Consider the following 20,690-nt stretch of genomic DNA (forward strand, 5'->3'; position numbering starts at 1 on the left):
AGTCACAGGCAGGCCGCTAGCGCAGCGGGCACCATTCGCGCAAGCTGTCCCGCCGTGAAACCGGGCGGGCAGAGCCGCGCCGCCTCTCCATGAAGCCACACGCCCTCGCATGCGGCGGCGAAAGCGTCCTGCCCGGTGTGCGCCGACACGGCAAGGCGGCTGGCGATCGTTCCGGCCAGCACGTCGCCGGTGCCCGCTGTCGACAGCCACGAGGTGGCGCGGGTGGAGAAAGCCAGCCTGCCATCGGGAGCGGCGACCACTGTGTCCGGCCCCTTGGCGACGACGATCATCCCGCTCGACCGTGCCAGAGCCCGCGCCCGGTCCGGCTTCGTCCCCGCCCCGCCGAGATCGAAGGCGCGTTCCAGTGCGCCCAATTCGCCTTCATGCGGGGTGGCGATGGTCGGCGCGGCCCGTTCGCCTAAATTGTGGGGGCTGAGCAGCACCAGCGCATCGGCGTCCAGCACCACCGCGGCGCGATCGACCAGCGCCACCGCCAGCCGCCCGCGCGCGGCGGCATCGCGCCCGAGCCCCGGCCCGACCAGAACCGCCGCGTTGCGATCGTCGTTCAGCACCTCTTTCAACGCGCCGTGATCGACGACCAGATCGGCGGGCACGTTGCCCGTATCTTCCGCGAACAGCTTCACATAGCCTGCGCCTGCGCCTTGCGCGGCGATGGCGGCAAGGACCGCCGCACCCGGCATCGCGCCGCCGACAACCGCCAGCATTCCGCGCCGGTACTTGTGCGCATCCGCAGCGGGCGCGCTCAGCTGGGGCTGGGCGATGACCTGCGCCGCGTCCGGCACCCCGTCGATGCCGATGGGGATCAGGCGCAACCGCCCCATCAGAGCACTTGCGGGGATCAGGAAATGCGCAGGCTTCCACGCGCCCAGCGCCAGGGTGAGGTCGTATGCCACTTCGTCGCCGAGCAGCGCGGCGGAATCTGCGTGGACGAAGCCGGGCACGTCGATGGCGATCCGGCGTGGGTGCGCAGCCGCCAGCCGCGCGAGCAGAGCACCGTCGCCTGCCGACAGGGGGCGGTTCAGGCCGCTGCCGAACAGGCAGTCGACCAGCACTTCGCCGTGAACTTCGGCCTCGCGGGCCAGCACTTTCCCGCCATAAAGCGCGCGGGAATTGCGGCAGGCGCCGCTGGCCGGGGCTGCGGAAGCCACGACGGTGACTTCTCCACCTCGTGCTCGCAATGCCTCGGCAATCACATAACCGTCGCCGCCGTTGTTGCCCGGCCCGCACAACACCGTCACCGGACGGCGACCCGCCATGCGCCAGACCCACTCCGCGGCGCCGCGCCCCGCGACCTGCATCAGCGCATTTACGCTGGACCCGGCATCGATGAGCGCAGCTTCGGCCTCACGCATCTGCGCAACGGCCAGAACCTGTTCAGCCAGTGCCTGATCAACGCGAGGCATCGGGCGTGACCGTTACGGGAAACAGATAGCGGTCCGCGCCGACGGTCACCTCCAGCCGGTGATCGACCAGCCTTGAGCGGCTCGGCTCTGCGCCCTTCTGCGGAACGAGGCCGGTGCCGTCAGTCCTCACCACGAAGCGGCGTTTAACCCCGTCGGGGTGGTGGACCACCAGCGTCAGCCCGCCCTCACCCTCGAGCCGCTCCACCGAGCAGGCGGGTTTCAGTTCACTCGAACCGCCAAGCGCGCAGTCGATGTGTTCCCGGGCGATGTCGACGGGGCCGGGTTCCTTGTCCCCGGAGCAGGCGCTCAGACCAAGGACAGCGAATACGGCGGGAAGAAAGAATTGTCGCATGCCCTTTTGATAGGGCCTGCCCCGCCATGATGAAAGGGCGCGAAGCTCGCCTGCGCCCTTTCCGTCAAAAGTATGGCCGGTCACATGTTCGGATAATTCGGCCCGCCGCCGCCTTCGGGCGTTACCCAGGTGATGTTCTGGTTGGGGTCCTTGATGTCGCAGGTCTTGCAGTGGACGCAGTTCTGCGCGTTGATCTGGTAACGCGGCTGGCCGGTGGCATCGTCGGTCAGCCATTCGTAGACGCCCGCCGGGCAGTAGCGCGCGGAAGGCCCGGCGAACACGCCCAGCTCGCTGGTTTTCTGCAGGTCCATGTCCGCCACCTTCAGGTGGACCGGCTGATCCTCCTCGTGGTTGGTGAACGAGTAGGACACGCTGGTCAGGCGGTCGAAGCTGATGACGCCGTCAGGCTTGGGATAGGCGATCGGCTTGTAGAGGTCGGCGCGCTGCAGCGCCTCGCTGTCGCGGTGGTGCTTCATCGGCTTGGCCACGCCGAAGCCGAACAGCGTGCGCAACCACATGTCGGCGCCCGCCAGGATCGTGCCCAGTTCGCCGCCCCACTTCGCCACCAGCGGCTCTGCGTTCTGGACGAGCTTCAGTTCCTTGGCGATCCAGCTTTCGCGCACGGCGGTGTCGTATTCCTGCAGGGTGTCCTGCTCACGCCCCGCCTTGATCGCGGCCGCGATGGCTTCGGCGGCCAGCATCCCGCTTTTCATCGCGGTATGCGTGCCCTTGATGCGCGGCACGTTGACGAAGCCCCCCGAACAGCCCGCCAGCACGCCGCCGGGGAACGCCAGTTGCGGCACCGACTGCCAGCCGCCCTCGTTGATGGCGCGCGCGCCATAGGCCACGCGCTTGCCGCCTTCGAGGATAGCGCGGATTTCCGGGTGCTGCTTCCAGCGCTGAAATTCCTCGAACGGGTAGATGTAGGGGTTCTTGTAATCCAGCGCCGTCACGAAGCCGAGCGCCACCTGGTTGTTCGCCTGATGGTAGAGGAAACCGCCGCCCCAAGCGTCGTTCTCGCTCATCGGCCAGCCCTGGGTGTGGATCACGCGGCCCGGCACGTGCCTGTCCGCCGGGATGTCCCACAGTTCCTTGATGCCGATGCCGTAGATCTGCGGCTCCGCGTTCGCTTCAAGGTCGTACTTCGCCTTGAGCCGCTTGGTCAGGTGGCCGCGCGCGCCTTCGCAGAAGACGGTGTACTTGCCCAGCAGGTTCATGCCCGGCTGGAAATCGCCCTTGGGGTTGCCGTCGCGGTCGACGCCCATGTCGCCGGTCTGCACGCCGATCACGGCCCCAGCATCGTCGTAAAGGATCTCTGCCGCCGGGAAGCCGGGGAAGATCTCGATCTCCAGCGCTTCTGCCTGTTCGGCCAGCCAGCGGCACAGGTTGCCCAGCGACCCGGTGTAGTTGCCCTTGTTCGACATGAAAGGCGGCTGGATCAGGTGCGGCAGGGCGAACTTGCCCTTCTTCGTCAGATGCCAGTGCCAGTTGTCGGTGACCGGGGTTTCCGCCAGCGGGCAGCCGTCCTCGCGCCATGTCGGCAGCAGTTCGTCGAGCGCCTTGGGATCGATCGTCGCGCCCGACAGGATGTGGGCGCCGATTTCCGACCCCTTCTCCAGCACGCAGACCTGCAGTTCGGGATCCACCTGCTTGAGCCGGATCGCAGTCGCCAGACCTGCAGGCCCGCCGCCGACGACGACAACGTCGTAAGGCATCTCTTCGCGTTCGATCATGGAAGCCCCGTGCAATCTTTTTGTGTTTAGCCGAGCGATTAAATTCATGAATGCCTTGATTGCTCCCGCGCGTCAGGTCAAGACCCACGCGATGGATCAACCGCCAAATCCGCAATTTCTGGAAGAAATCACAGGTGCGCTCGACTGGTGGCGGGACGCCGGGGTGGACTGCGACTTTCTGGACGAGCCGGTCGAATGGCTGGCTCCGCCCGAACCCGCACCCGATGCGCCCGCGCTGCGGCGTCGCCCGGAGCCCAAACAGGTCGCAGATGCTGCACCTGTGGCAGCAAAGCTGGACCGGGCCGCACTGCCCGCAGATCTTGCCGCCTTCACGCCATGGTGGCTCAACGAACCGCTGTTGTGCGAAGGTGGTCCCGCCGCCCGCGTAGCGCCGCAGGGGGCGCTGGGCACCGACCTGATGATCGTAGTCGAGGAACCCGAGGCCGAGGACGGCGACACACTGCTGTCCGGCCCGCAGGGTCAGTTGCTGGATGCGATCCTTGCAGCATTCGGTACGCGTCGCGCCGACGTTTACCTTGCCAGCGCCTTGCCCCGACATACACCGGGGGTCGACTGGGCAGCGATGTCAGAGCGCGGAATCGGCCAAGTTCTGGCGCATCACATCAGGTTGGTGGCTCCAAGGCGCCTGTTTGTCCTTGGTGGAAACGTCCTACCGCTTATCGGCCACGAATCGCCGCATCGGCCTGCCATGTTAAGGACTTTCGAGCATGAAGGGGGCTCGATACCCCTGCTCGCCTCCTGGGCGCTGCCTGCCTTGCTCGCGCAACCGCGCGCAAAGCCGGTGCTCTGGAGGGCCTGGCTGGAGTGGACCGCTTCCTGAGAGGTGCGGCCGCCAGCCAGCCGGAACAGACGGATCGCACAGGATCGCGGGGAATACCTTTGAAACGACTTATCAGGGCCGGACTGTCAGCAGGCGCATGCATCGCCGCATGTGCATCGGCGGCACCGGCCTTCGCCAACAGCGCTGCGGTCGATTACTTCCGCACCCGCGCCGACCGTACGGCAGTACCTTCGCTGCTCAGCCAGGACGACCGGACGTACTACGCGCAGATCTTCAAGGCCATCGACGGCAAGGATTGGGCCACCGTCCAAAAGATGCTGGCAGACCGGCCAGACGGCCCGCTGCACCAGCAGGCTCGCGCTGAATACTACCTTGCGTCGGGTTCGCCCAAGATCCAGCTTACCGAACTTCAGAACTGGCTGGCTCAGGGCACCGAACTGCCCGGCGCCGACCAGATCAGCCGCCTTGCGCTCAAGCGCGGCGCTGCCAGCGTGCCTTCGCTGCCCAGCGAACAGAGCTTCGCCCGGCTGCCGACTATCGCCAAGCGCGTGCGTCCCTCGTCGATCGAAGACGGCTCGATGCCCGCCAGCATTGCCAGCAGCATCAACGACCGCATCAAAAACGACGATCCGATGGGCGCCCGCGTCCTGCTCGACGGGATCGACGCCAGCCTCAGCCCCTCCTCGCAGGCCGAATGGCGCCAGAAGGTGGCGTGGAGCTTCTACATCGAGAACCAGGACGCCAGCGCCTATCAGATGGCCCAGATTGCGGCCATGGGCACCGGCCCCTGGGTGGGTGAGGCGTGGTGGACCGCAGGCCTTGCGGCATGGCGCCTGGGCGACTGTGACGGCGCGGCGGATGCCTTCGCCAAAGCCGCCCGTTCTTCCGACAACGCCGAACTTACCGCCGCGTCGCACTACTGGAACAGCCGCTCGCTGGTTCGCTGCCGCAAGCCCGAGCAGGCCAGCGCCGCGTTGCGGCTTGCTGCGGCGCGTGACGAGACTCTGTATGGCATGCTTGCCGCCGAGCAGCTTGGCCTGAAACTGCCCGAACAGCACGCCGCCGCCGATTTCACGCAGGCCGACTGGCAGCAACTGCGCGCCAGCCCGAACGTACGCACCGCCGTAGAACTGGCCGAAATCGGTCAGGACGGTCTGGCCGACGAAGTGCTGCGCCATCAGGCCCGCATCGGGGACGCTTCGCAGTATGCGCCACTCACCCGCCTTGCGCGTGATCTCGGCCTGCCTGGCACGCAGCTGTGGATGGCCTACAACGCCCCCTACGGCGGCAAGCCCGAACCTGCGACCCGCTTCCCCACGCCCAAGTGGACCCCCGTGGGCGGCTGGAAGGTCGATCCGGCGCTCGTCTATGCACACACCCTGCAGGAATCCGTGTTCCGCGCAGGTGCCGTAAGCCCCGCGGGCGCCCGGGGCCTGATGCAGATCATGCCTGCCGCCGCGCAGGACCACGCCGGATCGCTGGGCTATTCTGGCAACGCGTCCGACCTCAACAAGCCCGAGGTGAACCTTGCCTTCGGCCAGCGCCATCTGGAAACGCTGAAGAACGACCCCGGCACGCAGGGCCTGCTGCCCAAGGTCATGGCCGCCTACAACGCCGGGCCGTTGCCGGTGCGCCGCTGGAACACCGAAGTGAACTGCCAGGGCGACCCGCTGCTGTGGATCGAATCCCTCCCCTACTGGGAAACGCGCGGCTACGTGAACATTGTGATGCGCAACTACTGGATGTACGAACGCCAGGCAGGCGGCGCTTCGGAAAGCCGCATGGAACTGGTGCAGGGCATGTGGCCGACCTTCCCCGGCCTTGCCGGTTCCGAAGGGGTACGCATCGCTGCGAACGGAGCGATCATACGTGGCCATCGACCTTGAGCGTACTTTCAAGCCCATCAACATAGCCCTGCTGACCGTTTCCGACACGCGAACGGCTGAAAACGACACTTCCGGCGACATCCTGGCCCAGCGCATCACCGATGCCGGGCACAGGCTGACGCGCCGCCGCATCGAACGCGACGATGCCGACACGATCGCGGCACTGTTCAACCAGTGGATCGATGATCCGGAAGTAGACGCGATCGTTTCCACCGGCGGCACCGGGCTGACCGGGCGTGATGTAACGCCCGAAGCACTTGGCAAGCTAGGCGGGCGCGAGATTCCTGGCTTCGGTGAACTGTTCCGCTGGCTCAGCTACAAGACCATCGGCACTTCGACGGTGCAAAGCCGCGCCATGGCGGTCGTCGCCAAGGGGACGTACCTGTTCGCGCTGCCCGGCTCCAACGGCGCGGTGAAGGATGGGTGGGACGGCATCCTTGCTGAACAGCTCGACAGCCGCAACCGCCCCTGCAACTTCGTGGAACTGATGCCGCGCCTGCTGGAGGTCTGAGTTGCAGGCTGTGTCCAAGTCTGTGGACAACTCGGGCATGACCTGCGGAAAACCGGTGCAGGGCGGGTGATGCCGCAGTTGAGAACGACAACTTGCGTTGTTCTCCCGGCGATTGCGGGAAACCGCTCCCCTCGCCAGCCTTTGCGCCAGTCATGAAAGGAGCCGCCGGACGGATGGAGGACTTGCACGCGCTTGCCGAAGCGATTGGCCTGTGCCGAATCTGGTGGGACGCCGATGGGCGGGATCATGTCGTCAGCGACACCTCCCTACGCAGGATCGCCGCCGCGCTTGGCTATCCTGCCGAGACTGACGCCGAGATCGCCGCCAGCCATAGTCGCCTTGCGGAAGAACGCGCCACCCCTCCTGCAATGATCGTCACCGAAGCGGGCGCGGCGACATCCCTGCCCCCTTCGCTGGTTGGCGCGGAACTGACTGCGCCGGACGGTTCCGTGCAGCACATCGACACATCGACATGGACCCTGCCCCCGATCGCAGAACCGGGATACTATGCCCTCACCGTCAACGGCCATGCCTTGACCCTGGCCGTAGCACCCCGCTCGGCACCCACTGTCGCTTCGCTTGGCGAGCCACGGATCTGGGGACCGGCCATCCAGATACCCTCCCTGCGCGGGGCGCGTCCGCAGGCCTTCGGCACCTTCGCCGAACTGGCCGAAGCGGTCGAGGCATTCGCGGCGGAGGGGGCCGATGTGGTGGCGATCAACCCTGTCCACGCTCTGTTCGCCGGCCATGGTCATGATTTCAGCCCCTATTCCCCATCCAGTCGCCTCTACCTGAACACCGCGATGGGAGACCCCGCGCTGGTCGGGCTTCCTGCCCTTCCCGTGGACGGTTGCGATACGGATGCGGATCTGATCGACTGGGAAACCGCCCTCCCCCGCCGTCTCTGCCAATTGCGCGCCCTGTTCGCCAGCCTCGATGCCGAAACCCGCCTCCGCATTGACCGTGAAAACGAGGTTTACGGCGCGGCCCTGCGAAGGCAGGCGCTTTACGATACGCTCGACGTGCATTTCCGTAGGAAGGGCGCCAAAGGCTGGCAGGACTGGCCGTTACCCTATCAAGACCCTGATGGCGAAGCCGCCGCTGCATTCGCGCGTGACCATGCCGCCGAAGTGGACTTCCATCTGTTCACGCAATGGCTGGCGCGGGAAAGCCTGGCGCAAGTCCAGCAGCGCGCGCGCAATGCAGGGATGACTGTTGGCCTGCTGGCGGACCTGGCCGTGGGCGTCCACACCGGCGGCGCCGACGCATGGGCTATGGGCGACACCATGCTGCGCGGCCTGACGATCGGCGCCCCGCCCGATCCGCTGGGGCCGCTGGGCCAGAACTGGATGCTGACCGGCTTCTCCCCGCACGGTCTGGCACGATCGGGCTACGCGCCGTGGATCGCCACCTTGCGCGCGGCTCTTGCCACTGCCGGAGCGCTGCGTATCGACCATGCTTTCGGCCTCGCCCGGCTTTGGGTCGTGCCCGAAGGCGCAGAATCCAGCGATGGGGCCTACCTTCGCTATCCGTTCCACGATCTGATCCGGCTGGTGACGCTGGAGGCGCATCTTGCCGGCGCACTGGTGGTGGCAGAGGATCTGGGAACGATGCCGCAGGACTTTGGCCCGGCGATCGCGGCCCGTGGCATCCTGGGCATGCGAGTTCTCTGGTTCGAACGCGCGGCGGACGATGGCTTTATCGGTGCGCGCGATTACGACGCGCAGGCTGCGGCAATGACCGGCACACATGACACCGCCACCGTCGCCGGATGGTGGACGGGGCGCGACCTTGAATGGGCCGAAGCCCTGGGCCGCCTGCCCACCGACACGACGCCGCAGGAAGCTGCCCTTCGCCGCGCCTGGGAGCGGGGCCTGCTCTGGGCAACGTTGACCGGCGACACGCAGCCGCGGCCCGCTCCCGAAGATCCCGCACCGGTCGTGGACGCCGCCCTGCACCATATCGGCGCCACACCTTGCGCGCTGGCGATAGCGCCGCTGGAAGATCTGCTGGCCGAGCCCGATCAGCCCAACCTGCCCGGCACGATCACCGAGCACCCCAACTGGCGCCGACGATGGGCCGTGCCGCTGCCGGACCTGCTCGCGCAGCCCGACACTGCGGCAAGGCTGCGCACGCTGGATAATGCGCGCCGCAATTCCTGACGTGATCGCGCTTCAAGGCACGATCACGGCAGTATCGCTCTTTACCCTGTCCAGCGCGACGAGAGTACGAAAGCTGGCCACCCATTCGTGGTCGGAAAACAGCCGTCGCGTCAGCCCCTCGTACGCCCGCATGTCGGTCGTGACGATGACCAGCACGAAACTGGTGCCGCCGGTCGTGTAGTAGCACTGCTGCACCTCCGGCGTTTCGCGGAACAGTGTCTTGGCGCGATCGATGCTGGCGGTGCGTTCGTCACGCAGGAACACCTCGACCACTGCGGTGACAGTCAGCGCCAGAGCATCCGGGTCCACAAGCGCAACATTCGCACGGATGACGCCCGCCTGCTCCATCGCTGCGATCCGCCGCTGCACCGCCGCCGCGGACAGGTTCACCGCATCCGCGATGGTCCGCTGGGGTGTCTTGCTGTCGCGCTGAAGGATCCGCAGGATCTGGCGGTCAAAGGAGTCGAGTGCACGCATGCGTGAGGTTTTGTTGCATTCCATCCCCGAATCAAGAGCACACAAATCACAAGCCGGGTGATATTCGCCAGTTCATGACGCAGATGACACAGACCGCACCCCAACCCTCCACGCTTGTACCGGGCCTGCTCAGTGGCATCGGCGCCGGGGCGCTATGGGGTCTGGTCTTTCTGGCACCCGAGATCGCGGGTGGCTTCTCTCCCCTGCAACTCACCATCGGACGGTATCTATGCTACGGCGTGACTTCCGCGCTACTGCTGGCGCCACGATGGCAGCACGTCCGTGCCTCGCTCACCCGCCATGACTGGCTAAGTCTGGTCTGGCTGGCGATGGCCGGCAACACGTTGTATTTCATATTCCTCTCCGCAGCCGTACAGAGCGCCGGCGTCGCCACCACTTCGCTGGTCATCGGGTTTCTGCCGGTTGCCGTGACGATCGTGGGCAGTCGCGATCATGGGGCGATACCGCTTCGTCGATTGACCCCCTCGCTGCTCCTATGCGTCGGTGGTGCCGTTTGCATCGGTTGGCAGGCAGTCGTGGCACCTGCATCCAGCAATCCGGTCGAGCAGTTGACGGGACTTGCCTGCGCGATCGGCGCGCTGGTGTCCTGGACGGCATTCGCGGTCGGCAACACCCGCGCCCTCGCACGGACACTGGTGTCTGTGCACGAATGGAACCTGTCAGCCGGGTTGGTCACCGGAGCGCAGGCACTGGTTCTGCTACCGGCTTCTTTCCTGTTGGACGACTGGAGCCATCCCGCCCCGCAATGGCTGACGTTCGCTGCCGTCAGTGCAGGTGTCGCCATTTTCGCCTCGATCCTCGGCAATGCGCTATGGAACCGGATGAGCCGCCTGTTGCCGCTAACTCTCGTGGGCCAGATGATCCTGTTCGAAACGCTGTTCGCGCTGCTCTACGGTTTCCTGTGGGAGCAGAGACTGCCCACGGCGATGGAACTGATCGCCTTTGCGTTGGTGGTGGCAAGCGTGGCGACCTGTCTGGCAGCCCACCGCGCGCAGCGATAGCCCGAATCCAAAAGCAAAGACCCGGGGTGACGTTCGTCGCCCTGGGTCTTCGGTTTCATGGACTCGACGTACTTGCGCCGATACGGCATCCGCGAGCGCCCGGGGCATCATCTGCCCCGGACGTCACCATTTCAGTGCGCCGTCGCGCCCTGCGCAGGAGTGTGTGCTGCCGGAGCCGCAGCAAGTTCGTCTGCCTCGGTCCATTCGATGGCGGTCAGCGGCTCAGTCAGCGCCTTGGCCAGAACTTCGTCGACATGACTGACCGGAATGATTTCCAGCCCCTGTTTCACGTTGTCCGGAATCTCGGCCAGATCCTTGCGGTTCTCTTCCGGGATCAGCACCAGACTGATGCCGCCACGCAGCGCCGCCAGCAGCTTTTCCTTCAGCCCACCGATCGGCAGCACCCGGCCGCGCAGGGTCACTTCACCCGTCATGGCCACGTCTTTGCGCACCGGATTACCGGTCAGCGTTGATACGATTGAGGTAACCATCCCGATGCCGGCCGACGGCCCATCCTTGGGCACCGCACCTTCGGGAAGGTGGATGTGGATGTCCTTCTTGTGGAACACGCTGGGCTTGATGCCATAGGCGGGCGAGCGGGCGCGCACGAAGCTGAACGCGGTCGAGATCGACTCGTTCATCACGTCGCCCAGCTTGCCGGTCGCCTTGATCTGCCCCTTGCCCGGCACGGTCACGCTTTCGATCGTCAGCAGTTCACCGCCCACTTCGGTCCAGGCAAGGCCCGTGACGGCGCCTACCTGATGCTCTTCCTCGCCCACGCCATGGCGGAACTTGCGCACGCCAGCGAAGTCGGAAAGGTTTTCCGGCGTGATCGTGATTTCCTTGGCCTTGCCTTCCAGGATCTGGCGCAGCGACTTGCGCGCCAGCCGGGCAACCTCGCGCTCCAGCGTACGTACGCCGGCTTCGCGGGTATAGTAGCGGATCAGATCGCGCAGTCCGTCCTGCGTCAGGGTGAACTCACCCTTCTTCAGACCGTGCGCCTCCACCTGCTTGCGGATCAGGTGACGCTCGGCGATCTCGACCTTCTCGTCCTCAGTATACCCCTCTAGACGGATGATCTCCATGCGGTCCAGCAGCGGCTGCGGCAGGTTCAGGCTGTTCGCGGTGCACACGAACATCACATCCGACAGATCGATGTCGAGTTCCAAATAATGATCCTGGAACTTGGCATTCTGTTCGGGATCGAGCACTTCGAGCAGGGCCGAAGCCGGATCTCCGCGGAAGTCCTGACCCAGCTTGTCGATCTCGTCCAGCAGGAACAGCGGGTTCGACTTGCCGGCCTTGCGCAGGTTGGTGACGATCTTGCCAGGCAGTGAGCCGATGTAGGTGCGGCGATGGCCTCGGATCTCAGCCTCGTCGCGCACGCCGCCCAGCGACTGGCGAATGAATTCGCGCCCTGTGGCCTTGGCGATCGACTTGCCCAGCGATGTCTTGCCCACGCCCGGCGGGCCGACGAGGCACAGGATCGGTCCCTTCAGCTTGTTGGTACGGGCCTGCACTGCCAGATATTCGACGATGCGGTCCTTGACCTTGTCGAGGGCATAGTGATCCGCATCCAGGATTTCCTGAGCGGAGGAAATGTCGCGCTTCAGCTTGCTCTTCTTGCCCCAGGGCAGGCCCAGCAGCACGTCGAGGTAGTTGCGGATGACGGTCGCCTCCGCGCTCATCGGCTGCATCGACTTGAGCTTCTTCAGCTCGGTCGTCGCCTTTTCGCGCGCTTCCTTGGACAGGCGGGTCTTCTCGATCCGCTCGGCCAGTTCCTGCAGTTCGTTACCCTCGTCGCCTTCGCCGCCGCCGAGCTCCGACTGGATCGCCTTCAACTGCTCGTTGAGGTAATATTCGCGCTGGGTCTTTTCCATCTGCCGCTTCACACGGCCACGGATCTTGCGCTCCACCTGCAGGACGCCAAGTTCGCCCTCCATGAAGGAATAGACCATTTCCAAGCGCCTGAGCGGATCGGATTCAGACAGCACCGCCTGCTTGTCGGACACCTTTGCGGATAGCTGCGCGGCCACCGTATCGGCAAGCTTCGCCGCATCCTCGATATCGCCGAGCTGTTCACCCGCATCCTGGCTCAGCTTCTTGTTGAGCTTGGCATATTCGTTGAACTGATCGACGACCGTGCGCATCATCGCGGCGACTTCGGTCCCTTCGGCTTCGGTCGGCTCGATCGCCTCAACCCCCGCGACCAGCATCTCACCCTCGTCGGTCGTCTCGGACCTCAGGGTTTCCAGACGCGCCCGCTCCTGGCCTTCGACCAGAACGCGCACGGTGCCGTCAGGCAACTTGAGCAGTTGCAGGACGCTGGCGACCACGCCGGTGTCGTAAAGGTCATCCCGATCGGGATCGTCGCAGCCCGGATCCAGCTGCGCGAGCAGGAAGATGTCCTTATCCCCGGCCATCGCTGCCTCCAGCGCGGCTACGGATTTTTCACGGCCCACGAAAAGCGGCACGACCATGCCAGGGAAAACGACGATGTCACGCAGCGGCAGAAGCGGAAGCAGGTTCAATGCACTTGTCCAATCATCACGCGCGGAGCAGGCATTGTGGCCCACCCCGGCTTACCGGCAGGATATGGGGCGTTTTACCGGCCTTGCAATCTTTTCGAGGCGAAAGACCGTGGAAACCCGTGCCTGCTGGCCGAATCTACCCCCTCTACGCGCTCAGGGCATCTACGGATGGGTCCGATTTCGAGGTATGATGGCCCCAGCGCCACCGTTTCAGATCAATATCCCACTTTCAGGCCAACGGCCAAATGGTAGCGTCAAGCCTTCGAGAGGCTCAGACCGAGCGGCTTTGAAGCAGGTAGATCGCGTGATTGAGGTTAAAAGAAAACCCAGCCCGAGATCCGGCTCAGGCTGGGTATGTCGTGGCCCCGTCTTACTGGCGGGCCCGGCTCAGAACGGCAGCTTGAAGCCCGGCGGCAGGCCCATGCCCTGCTGTGCCTTGGCCAGCTCCTCGTTCGCCACCGAGTCCGCCTTGACCCGTGCGTCGTTGTAGGCCGCCGCGATCAGGTCTTCCAAGATCGGCTTTTCCGATGCGACCATCAGACTGTCGTCAATCGCCACGCCGATGACGCGGCCCTTGGCGGAGCAGCGGATCTTGACGAGCCCGCCGCCCGAAAGCCCTTCGACCTCAAGCTGGTCCAGCTTGCCTTGGGTTTCGTTCATCTGCTTCTGGATGGTTTCGGCGGCAGCTTGCGCGGCCTGGATCATCTCTTCCATCGACTTCATTTCAACGTCTCCAATTGCGTCCGCCGCCGCCGACGGCGGCCTGGCGATCTTCCTGAATGAGTTCGGCGCCGGGGAATGCCGCCAGCGTCGCTTCCACCAGCGGGGAACTGCGCAGCGCCTCGGCGTCAGCAGTCTTCCTCACCTCGTGCACTTCGACAAGCGTGGGAGCACCTTCTCCGACGACCTTTTCCACCTGCCAGCGTTCGCCGGTGGCGGCCTGAAGGCCGTTGCGCAGGACCGTGACAATGTCTTCGTTGAAGCCCGGCGGCTGGGCATAACGCAACAGGCCCGGCGCCAGTTCGACTACCCGCACCTGCATGCGCATGGTGTTGGCAGCAGACATTTCCCCGGCATGTTCGACGTCATCGACCAGCGCTTCCCAGCGCGGCGAGGCAGCGGATGGGGTGAGCGTCGCTGGCGCATGCGCAGCGCTGCCGCCGTGAGCCACCGGCGCGACCGGCGCTTGCGAGGCGATTTCCTCCAGCTTGCGCACCAACGATCCGGGATCTGGCATGTCGCTGGCGTGCATGATGCGCAGCAGCGCCATCTGCGCCGCCACCAGCGGATCGGGCGCGGACTTCACTTCCTCGTGGCCCTTGAGCAGCAGTTGCCACAAGCGATGAAGCTGGCCGGCACGCAAGGACTTTGCCCAGCCCTCGATGGCCTCGCGCTCCTCCATGGAGTGCGCGTCCGCGCTGCCGCTGACCTGCGCCACGGCAACGCGGTGCGACAGGTCCATCAGGCCGCGCATCAGCGCGATCGGCTCCACGCCGAGCGCGAACTGGTGTGCGACCAAATCGAGCAGGTCCGCGCCCTTGCCGTCCAGAATCGCGGCAAGCAGCTTGCGCTGCACGCTCTTGTCCGAAAGGCCGAGCATGTCGCGAACCTTGTCGGCACGAACCTGCCCCTCACCGTCGAGATCGGCATGAGCGATGGCCTGATCGAGGATCGACAGGCCGTCACGCACCGAACCTTCGGCGGCGGCGGCCACCATCGCAAGTGCCTCGTCCTCGGCCTCGACGCCTTCCTTCGCGCAGATGCCGGCGAAGTGGCCCGCCAGCAGCGGCGAGGGAATGCGCCGCAGGTCGAAGCGCTGGCAGCGCGACAGGACCGTCACCGGCAGCTTGTCCACCTCGGTCGTCGCGAAGAGGAACTTCACGTGCGCGGGTGGTTCCTCAAGAGTCTTCAGCAACGCGTTGAAAGCATTCCGCGAAAGCATGTGGACTTCGTCGATGATGTAGATCTTGTAGCGCGCCGAAACGGCGGCATAGCGTACCGCCTCGATGATCTCGCGCACGTCGTCGACGCCGGTGTGGCTGGCGGCGTCCATCTCGATGACGTCGATATGACGCCCCTCGGCGATTGCGATGCACGGTTCGCACTGGCCGCAGGGGTCGATGGTCGGGCCGCCCTGCCCATCCGGGCCGATGCAGTTCAGCGCCTTGGCGATGAGGCGCGCGGTTGAGGTCTTGCCCACCCCGCGCACGCCGGTCATCAGAAAGGCATGGGCCAGCCGGTCGCGCTTGATCGCGTTGGCGAGGGTCTGCACCATCGCCTCCTGCCCGATCAGTTCGGCGAAGGTCTGCGGGCGATACTTGCGCGCCAGGACGCGGTACGGCTGAGCAGTTCCCCCGGCGACGCTTTTCGCTGTGGGGGCTGCGACAGGCTCAGCCTTCGCCGGTTTCGGAGCTGGAGCTTCAACGGGTGCCGCGGGCGCCTCCCCCGCCTGCTCGGGGTTGGCGGCGCGCACCGGTTCGGGATCGCCGAACATCGACTGCTGCCCGGCCGCCTCAAGTTCGGCGGCGTCGGGCGTATCGTCGGCATCGTCGTCTTCCCAGGGGGGCGTGTTGCCGAACATGTCGCGTGAATCGTCCATCGTCGCCCAAACTAGGGGTTCATGGCCGGGATGTCAGGGGGAAAGCGGCACAGCGGTCGTCATGTTCCACAGCCTTCGCACCCTCACGGGCACAAAGCGCGAAAAATTCAGCGATGTGAGAAATGAAGGAGCCGAACGACCCGCCGCAACCCGTTGTGGCTGCTTCCTTCCGGACCTGACCAAGTTGGCGGACGCAAACGCCCGTCCGACTCCCGGTGCGCCCTATGACGGGGGTTTGACCGGATTGCAAGCGGTTAGAACGACATCGCCCCGGAAGCGGTCCGGGGCGATGGAAAACTCAGCGGAAGTTGTCGGCGTAGGCCTGGATCTTCAGGCGGCGCGGCGGTGTGGTGTGGATGGCCGCCTCGATGCCGTACCTGTCGGCATAGGCCTTCGCCTCTTCGGCGGTGGGGAAGCGCAGGACCACCTGCTGCTGCGTATCGCCCGATCCGGCCCAGCCCATCAGCGGATCGGGCTTCTTCGCCTCGGCCGGGGTGAACTCAAGGGTCCACTGGTCGAGCAGCGCCTTGCCGGACTGCATGGCGTTCTTCGGGCGTTGATAGATGCGTGCGCTCATGAGGCAGCGCTTTGCCCCCGAATCAGGGCCGAAATCAAGCGGGAATCACCTTTTGCGCGTTGCTTCGAAAGCATTGCGTGTCTTGAGGCTGGGATCTTCGGTCCACGGTTCGTCCGGCCAGCGATGGCGGGGGTAGCGGCCCTTCATGTCGCGCTGCACATCGCGCCACGATCCGCGCCAGAAGCCCGGCAGATCGCGCGTGGTCTGGATCGGACGCCCGGCGGGAGAGGTCAGCTTGAGCAGCAGCGGCTGCGAGGGCTGGCCGAAGCCGGGGTGTCGATCCAGCCCGAACAGCGCCTGCACCCGCACCTCTACAGACGGGCCGCCCTCGTCCTCGTAGTCGATGGGATGAGTCGAGCCGGCGGGGCTACGAAACTCGGGCGGGGCAAGCCGATCCATAGCCTGCTGGTCGTCCCAGGTCAGCCGATTGCGCAGGGCCTGCGCCACTGCGCCGCCGTCAAGCGCATCCAGCCTGCGGCCCAGCAGCGGGCCAAGCCAGTCTTCGAGATCGGCCAGCAGCGCTTTCTCGGACAGCGCGGCAATCCCCGCATAGCGCGCGCGCCGCAGGAACGATTGCGCTCCCTTGCCCAGTGGCACCAGCGAAAGACCCCTGGCCCTTACCCGCTCGATCAGGAAGGCGCGGATAGCCTGCGGATCGGGCGAGGGATCAGGCCCGCTGGCCAGCGTAATCGCACCCAGCCGCCGCTCCAGCCGCGCTTCCACCCGCGCATCGGCATCGTTCCAGCGCAGCACCGTGCGCCGTTCGATGGCCTCGCCCAGCCATGCCTCCACTTCGGACGGTTCCAGCGACGCGCCAGACAGGATGCGCGCGCCTTTCGCCTGTCCCTGCGCATCACCGATGACCATCCACTCCCTCGCAGCGAGGGGCGAGGCCGGGTCCAGCACATAGCCCCTGCCCCCGGCGCTCAACCAGGTTTCGCCCGAGCCGTCACGACGCCGCGCGATCATGTCCGGGCGGCCCAGCGCCAGCAGTACACCGACAGGAATTTCGTCCCTCTCCGCTGCGGCTACCAGTCCCGCGGCGCGCCTAGCCCAGCCCGACGCCAGCTTACGCGATGCCTGTGCGCGGGCCGAGCGATCATCATTCCAGCGTGACAGCCGCTGCGCCAGATCGTCGCTCCGCCCGCCCCGGCCCTGGCCCAGTCCGCGCTCCTGCAGCAACAGCGCCAGCTTTGCGGCATCATCTGCAGCACCGTGCTCGGCAGCGCGAAGAATCATCGCCGCCTGGGCAGGGTCCATCGGCAGGCTGGCGACCTTGCGCCCGAATGCTGTAATGCGCCCTTCACCGTCAAGCGCGCCCAGTGTGCACAGCCCCTTGCGAGCGGCCTCGAGCGCAGGCGGCGGCGGCGGATCGAGCCAGGCCATCGCCTCTGCATCGCCTGCGCCCCACTGCGCCAGCGACAGGGTCAACGGCGAAAGGTCGCTCGTCAGCATCTCGGGCGGATCGAACTCGGGCCGACCGGCGTGCGCGGCCTCCTCCCACAGGCGGTAAGCCACGCCAGGGCCCTGTCGCCCCGCACGACCTGCACGCTGGGCAGCGGAAGCGCGGCTGGCGCGATGAGTGACCAGCCGCGTGACGCCTGCGGCCTTGTCGAACTCGGCCCGGCGCGACAGGCCCGCATCGACCACCACCGAAACGCCATCCAGCGTCAGTGAAGTCTCGGCTATGGCCGTCGCCAGCACGATGCGGCGGCGGCCTTCGGGGTCGCGGCGGATCGCGGCACGCTGGGCGCCCGGTTCGCACTGGCCGTGCAGCGGCAGGACGAGCGCCGTGGGCAACCTGCCTGCCAGCGCCTCGGCCACCCGCTCGATCTCTCGCACCCCGGGGAGGAAGGCCAGCACATCGCCCTCCTGCTCGCGCCATGCGGTTAGCAGGGCAGAGGTCATCGCCTCCTCGATGCGTTTGTCTGGTGCATGACCCAGCCAGCGCAACTCCAGCGGCCATGCCTTGCCGGCGCTTTCGACTACCGGCGTACCTTCACCCAGCAGGCGGGCGAAGCGGCTGCCGTCAATCGTCGCGGACATCACCACCACGCGCAAATCCTCGCGCAGGACCGCCCTGCTTTCGATCGCCAGCGCCAGGCCCAGATCGCTGTCGAGGTGGCGCTCGTGCGCCTCGTCGAACAGGACGGCGGAGATGTCGGGCAGTTCCGGGTCGGCCAGGATCGAGGAGACGAAGATCGCCTCCGTCATGACCAGCACGCGCGTGCGGGCCGAGCGCTTGACGTCGAGACGCGTGACGTAGCCGATCGTCTCCCCTGCGGTTTCGCCCAGTTGCTCGGCCATGCGCTCGGCTGCGGCCCGGGCGGCTACGCGGCGAGGGGACAGCAGGATGACCGTGCCGTCGCACCACGGCTCGGCCAGCAAAGCGGGTGCCAGCGCGGTGGTCTTGCCGGCGCCCGGCGGCGCGATCAGCACGGCTCCGGTTGCGTCGCGCAGCGCAGCGAGAAGGTCCGGCAGGACGGCATGAATGGGAAGCATGTTCACTTCGGAGGCATCTAGAGCGCAGATCGCTGCGGGGAAAGGCCAAGCCTCGTCTGGCCGCCGCAAATTACATCACATCCGGTGCAATCTCCATATTCGATGCACCCTTCCTCAAGACTCGAACGTTATGCAGGCGGACTTGGCGTCCTCCCGTTGAAAACAGGCCAAGACAAGCAACACATGTATACTGCCGGCCAATACCCCCTTCACGTGGCGCAATATCTGCGCCTGCGTGAACACATTCCGCCGCTTTATGTGCTGCTGTCGATCAACGCGGCAGTGCTGGCCTTCACGCATCGTATGCTTGCCCCGGCCCTGCTGGTCTATACCGTGCCGGCCATGTTGATTGCGGCCTGCCTGTTTCGCATGATGATCTGGCGCCGGCCCGTCACGCAGCACGACCTTCAGCCGGAAGTCGCACAGGCCCGGCTCAGGCGCACGCATATTCTGGCCATCGTGCTCGCGCTGGCGTTCGTCGCGTGGGCCCTGGCCCTCGATCGTTACGGCGGGCCTTATGAGCATGGCCATGTCGCGGTGTTCATCTCCGTGACGGTGCTGGGCTGCGTGTTCTGCCTCAGCTTCCTGCCGCGCGCGGCGGTCATGGTAAGCGTGACCGTGCTGGGCACGTTCATGCTCTATACGCTGCTTACCGGCACATCGGTGCTGATGGCCATCGCCACCAACATCGCGCTGGTATCCGTGGGCATCCTCAAGATGCTGCGCGATTCCTATCACTCGTTCGTGAACCTCGAAGCCTCGCAGCGCGCACTCGACGCGGAACGACGGCAGGCGCAGGCGCTGGGCGAGGAGAACGCCCGCCTTGCCCAGACAGACGCGCTGACCGGGATGCCCAACCGGCGCTTCTTCTTCGCCACGCTGGAAAGCCTGCTGGAGCGGTCCGACGCCGGGGACACGTTCAGCGTCGGCCTCATCGATCTCGACCGCTTCAAGCCGATCAACGACACCCACGGCCACGCGCACGGCGACCGGCTGCTGCAGATCATCGGGGACCGCATGACCGGCAGCTGCCCTGCCGACGCCATCGTCGCACGGCTGGGCGGGGACGAGTTCGGGCTGATCGTCATGGGCGGCGCACAACGGGGGGAAGCGGTCGCCAACGATTTGTGCCGCGCGATCCGCGAACCGGCCCGCATCGGTGACAGCATGGTGACGGTAGGCTGTTCGGCAGGGCTGGCGGTGCATCCGCAAGCCGCCGGAAGCGCCGACCTGCTTTTCGACCGCGCCGATTTCGCACTCTACCACGCCAAGAACCAGAAGCGTGGGCAATGCGTGCTGTTCTCGCAGGAGCTGGAACGCCTGATCCGCACCGAGCAGGCGCTCGATTCGGCACTGCAAGCTGCGGACCTGCCACGCGAACTGTCGCTGAACTTCCAGCCGATCGTCTCCACCGACGATCTGGAGACGATCGGCGTCGAATGCCTTGCCCGGTGGCGTTCGCCCCGGTTGGGAGACATCGCGCCCGAACTGCTGATCGCCTCGGCGGAACGCGTCGGCCGCGGCCGCGAGGTGACGATCACGCTGTTCGACAAGGCGCTGGCGGCGCTGGCGGTGCTGCCGCCCGCCTTGCGCGCCTCGTTCAACCTTTCGGGCAACGACATCTGCAACCCCGAGACAATCGACGCCCTGCTCACGCGCCTCGTCGCCTCCGGCTGCGATCCGCGACGACTGCTGATCGAGATCACCGAATCGTCGCTGATTTCAGAGTTCGATACGGCCAGTGCAGCGCTTGAACGACTGCGCGAAACGGGAATGCGCATCGCTCTCGACGACTTCGGAACCGGCTACTCCAGCCTGTCGTCGCTGCATCAGCTGCCGCTCGACATGGTCAAGATCGACCGCAGCTTTGCCACGCGGCTCGACGAAGCTGCCGGGCGCAGGCTGATTACCGCGATCCGGCATCTCGCCCGCTCCCTATCGCTGGAGTGCGTGATCGAGGGCATCGAAACGGAAAGCCAGCTGGTTAGCGCACGGCTTGCGGGGTTCTCGCTTGCGCAAGGCTATTTCATCGCGCGACCAATGACGCTGGATGCCATGCTGGCGCGCCTTGAGCAGCCCGGCGAAGTACGCTGGAGCGCGGCTGGCTGAACC

15 protein-coding genes and 1 other RNA gene are annotated in these 20,690 nt (G+C 65.9%); 6 read left to right on the plus strand and 10 right to left on the minus strand.

Annotation, left to right across the window (positions count from 1 at the left end):
• Positions 1 to 2 precede the first annotated feature (2 nt).
• The 3 genes from GGR40_RS04315 to GGR40_RS04325 all read right to left on the minus strand — a co-directional run bounded on the left by GGR40_RS04315 (position 3) and on the right by GGR40_RS04325 (position 3,509).
• Positions 3 to 1,424 carry an NAD(P)H-hydrate epimerase gene (locus GGR40_RS04315; protein WP_429274943.1) on the minus strand — a complete coding sequence of 474 codons (1,422 nt, stop codon included), beginning with the start codon at positions 1,422 to 1,424 and terminating at the stop codon, positions 3 to 5.
• Positions 1,411 to 1,776, minus strand: coding sequence for a hypothetical protein (locus tag GGR40_RS04320; RefSeq protein ID WP_429274944.1), 366 nt, complete (start codon positions 1,774 to 1,776; stop codon positions 1,411 to 1,413). Before GGR40_RS04320 ends, GGR40_RS04315 begins: the two co-directional genes overlap by 14 nt.
• Before the next feature lie 80 nt (positions 1,777 to 1,856).
• The gene (locus GGR40_RS04325) at positions 1,857 to 3,509 is read right to left on the minus strand and encodes an electron transfer flavoprotein-ubiquinone oxidoreductase (RefSeq protein WP_429274945.1); all 1,653 of its coding nucleotides are present in this window, start codon (positions 3,507 to 3,509) and stop codon (positions 1,857 to 1,859) included.
• Between GGR40_RS04325 and GGR40_RS04330 the strand changes: the two genes are divergently transcribed.
• The 4 genes from GGR40_RS04330 to malQ all read left to right on the plus strand — a co-directional run bounded on the left by GGR40_RS04330 (position 3,508) and on the right by malQ (position 8,870).
• On the plus strand, positions 3,508 to 4,350 hold the full coding sequence (locus tag GGR40_RS04330) for a uracil-DNA glycosylase family protein (RefSeq protein WP_429274946.1): 843 nt from the start codon (positions 3,508 to 3,510) through the stop codon (positions 4,348 to 4,350). The two genes, GGR40_RS04325 and GGR40_RS04330, sit on opposite strands and share 2 nt — an antisense overlap.
• A gap of 59 nt (positions 4,351 to 4,409) precedes the next feature.
• Entirely contained in the window at positions 4,410 to 6,197 is a 1,788-nt protein-coding gene (locus GGR40_RS04335) for a lytic transglycosylase domain-containing protein (protein ID WP_429274947.1), read from the plus strand.
• Positions 6,181 to 6,708 (plus strand): molybdenum cofactor biosynthesis protein B, encoded by a 528-nt coding sequence (gene moaB / locus GGR40_RS04340; RefSeq protein ID WP_429274948.1) that lies wholly within the window; start codon positions 6,181 to 6,183, stop codon positions 6,706 to 6,708. The genes GGR40_RS04335 and moaB overlap by 17 nt, the downstream gene beginning before the upstream one ends.
• A gap of 173 nt (positions 6,709 to 6,881) precedes the next feature.
• Entirely contained in the window at positions 6,882 to 8,870 is a 1,989-nt protein-coding gene (gene malQ / locus GGR40_RS04345; RefSeq protein WP_429274949.1) for a 4-alpha-glucanotransferase, read from the plus strand.
• A 12-nt stretch (positions 8,871 to 8,882) separates the two neighbouring features.
• Here malQ and GGR40_RS04350 read toward each other — a convergent pair whose 3' ends face one another.
• Complete coding sequence (locus tag GGR40_RS04350) at positions 8,883 to 9,347, minus strand: Lrp/AsnC family transcriptional regulator (RefSeq protein WP_429274950.1); 465 nt, start codon at positions 9,345 to 9,347, stop codon at positions 8,883 to 8,885.
• Between the two features lie 74 nt (positions 9,348 to 9,421).
• Here GGR40_RS04350 and GGR40_RS04355 point away from each other — a divergent pair, with 74 nt between their 5' ends.
• Complete coding sequence (locus tag GGR40_RS04355; protein WP_429274951.1) at positions 9,422 to 10,369, plus strand: DMT family transporter; 948 nt, start codon at positions 9,422 to 9,424, stop codon at positions 10,367 to 10,369.
• A 131-nt stretch (positions 10,370 to 10,500) separates the two neighbouring features.
• Here the strand turns inward: GGR40_RS04355 and lon are convergent, their stop codons facing one another.
• The 6 genes from lon to hrpB form a co-directional block, all read right to left on the minus strand.
• Positions 10,501 to 12,900 (minus strand): endopeptidase La, encoded by a 2,400-nt coding sequence (gene lon / locus GGR40_RS04360; protein ID WP_429274952.1) that lies wholly within the window; start codon positions 12,898 to 12,900, stop codon positions 10,501 to 10,503.
• Positions 12,901 to 13,287: 387 nt separating this feature from the next.
• Complete coding sequence (locus GGR40_RS04365) at positions 13,288 to 13,623, minus strand: YbaB/EbfC family nucleoid-associated protein (RefSeq protein WP_008830943.1); 336 nt, start codon at positions 13,621 to 13,623, stop codon at positions 13,288 to 13,290.
• Position 13,624: 1 nt separating this feature from the next.
• Positions 13,625 to 15,499 carry a DNA polymerase III subunit gamma/tau gene (locus tag GGR40_RS04370; RefSeq protein ID WP_429274953.1) on the minus strand — a complete coding sequence of 625 codons (1,875 nt, stop codon included), beginning with the start codon at positions 15,497 to 15,499 and terminating at the stop codon, positions 13,625 to 13,627.
• 121 nt (positions 15,500 to 15,620) lie between these two features.
• An RNA gene (gene ffs / locus GGR40_RS04375) (signal recognition particle sRNA small type) lies at positions 15,621 to 15,715 on the minus strand.
• An 82-nt stretch (positions 15,716 to 15,797) separates the two neighbouring features.
• Complete coding sequence (locus tag GGR40_RS04380; RefSeq protein WP_429274954.1) at positions 15,798 to 16,076, minus strand: ETC complex I subunit; 279 nt, start codon at positions 16,074 to 16,076, stop codon at positions 15,798 to 15,800.
• Between the two features lie 45 nt (positions 16,077 to 16,121).
• Positions 16,122 to 18,578 (minus strand): ATP-dependent helicase HrpB, encoded by a 2,457-nt coding sequence (gene hrpB / locus GGR40_RS04385; RefSeq protein WP_429275222.1) that lies wholly within the window; start codon positions 18,576 to 18,578, stop codon positions 16,122 to 16,124.
• 213 nt (positions 18,579 to 18,791) lie between these two features.
• Between hrpB and GGR40_RS04390 the strand changes: the two genes are divergently transcribed.
• Positions 18,792 to 20,687 carry a putative bifunctional diguanylate cyclase/phosphodiesterase gene (locus GGR40_RS04390; RefSeq protein ID WP_429274955.1) on the plus strand — a complete coding sequence of 632 codons (1,896 nt, stop codon included), beginning with the start codon at positions 18,792 to 18,794 and terminating at the stop codon, positions 20,685 to 20,687.
• Positions 20,688 to 20,690 lie beyond the last annotated feature (3 nt).

This window comes from Novosphingobium gossypii (genome assembly GCF_050433305.1).
GTDB lineage: Bacteria > Pseudomonadota > Alphaproteobacteria > Sphingomonadales > Sphingomonadaceae > Novosphingobium > Novosphingobium gossypii.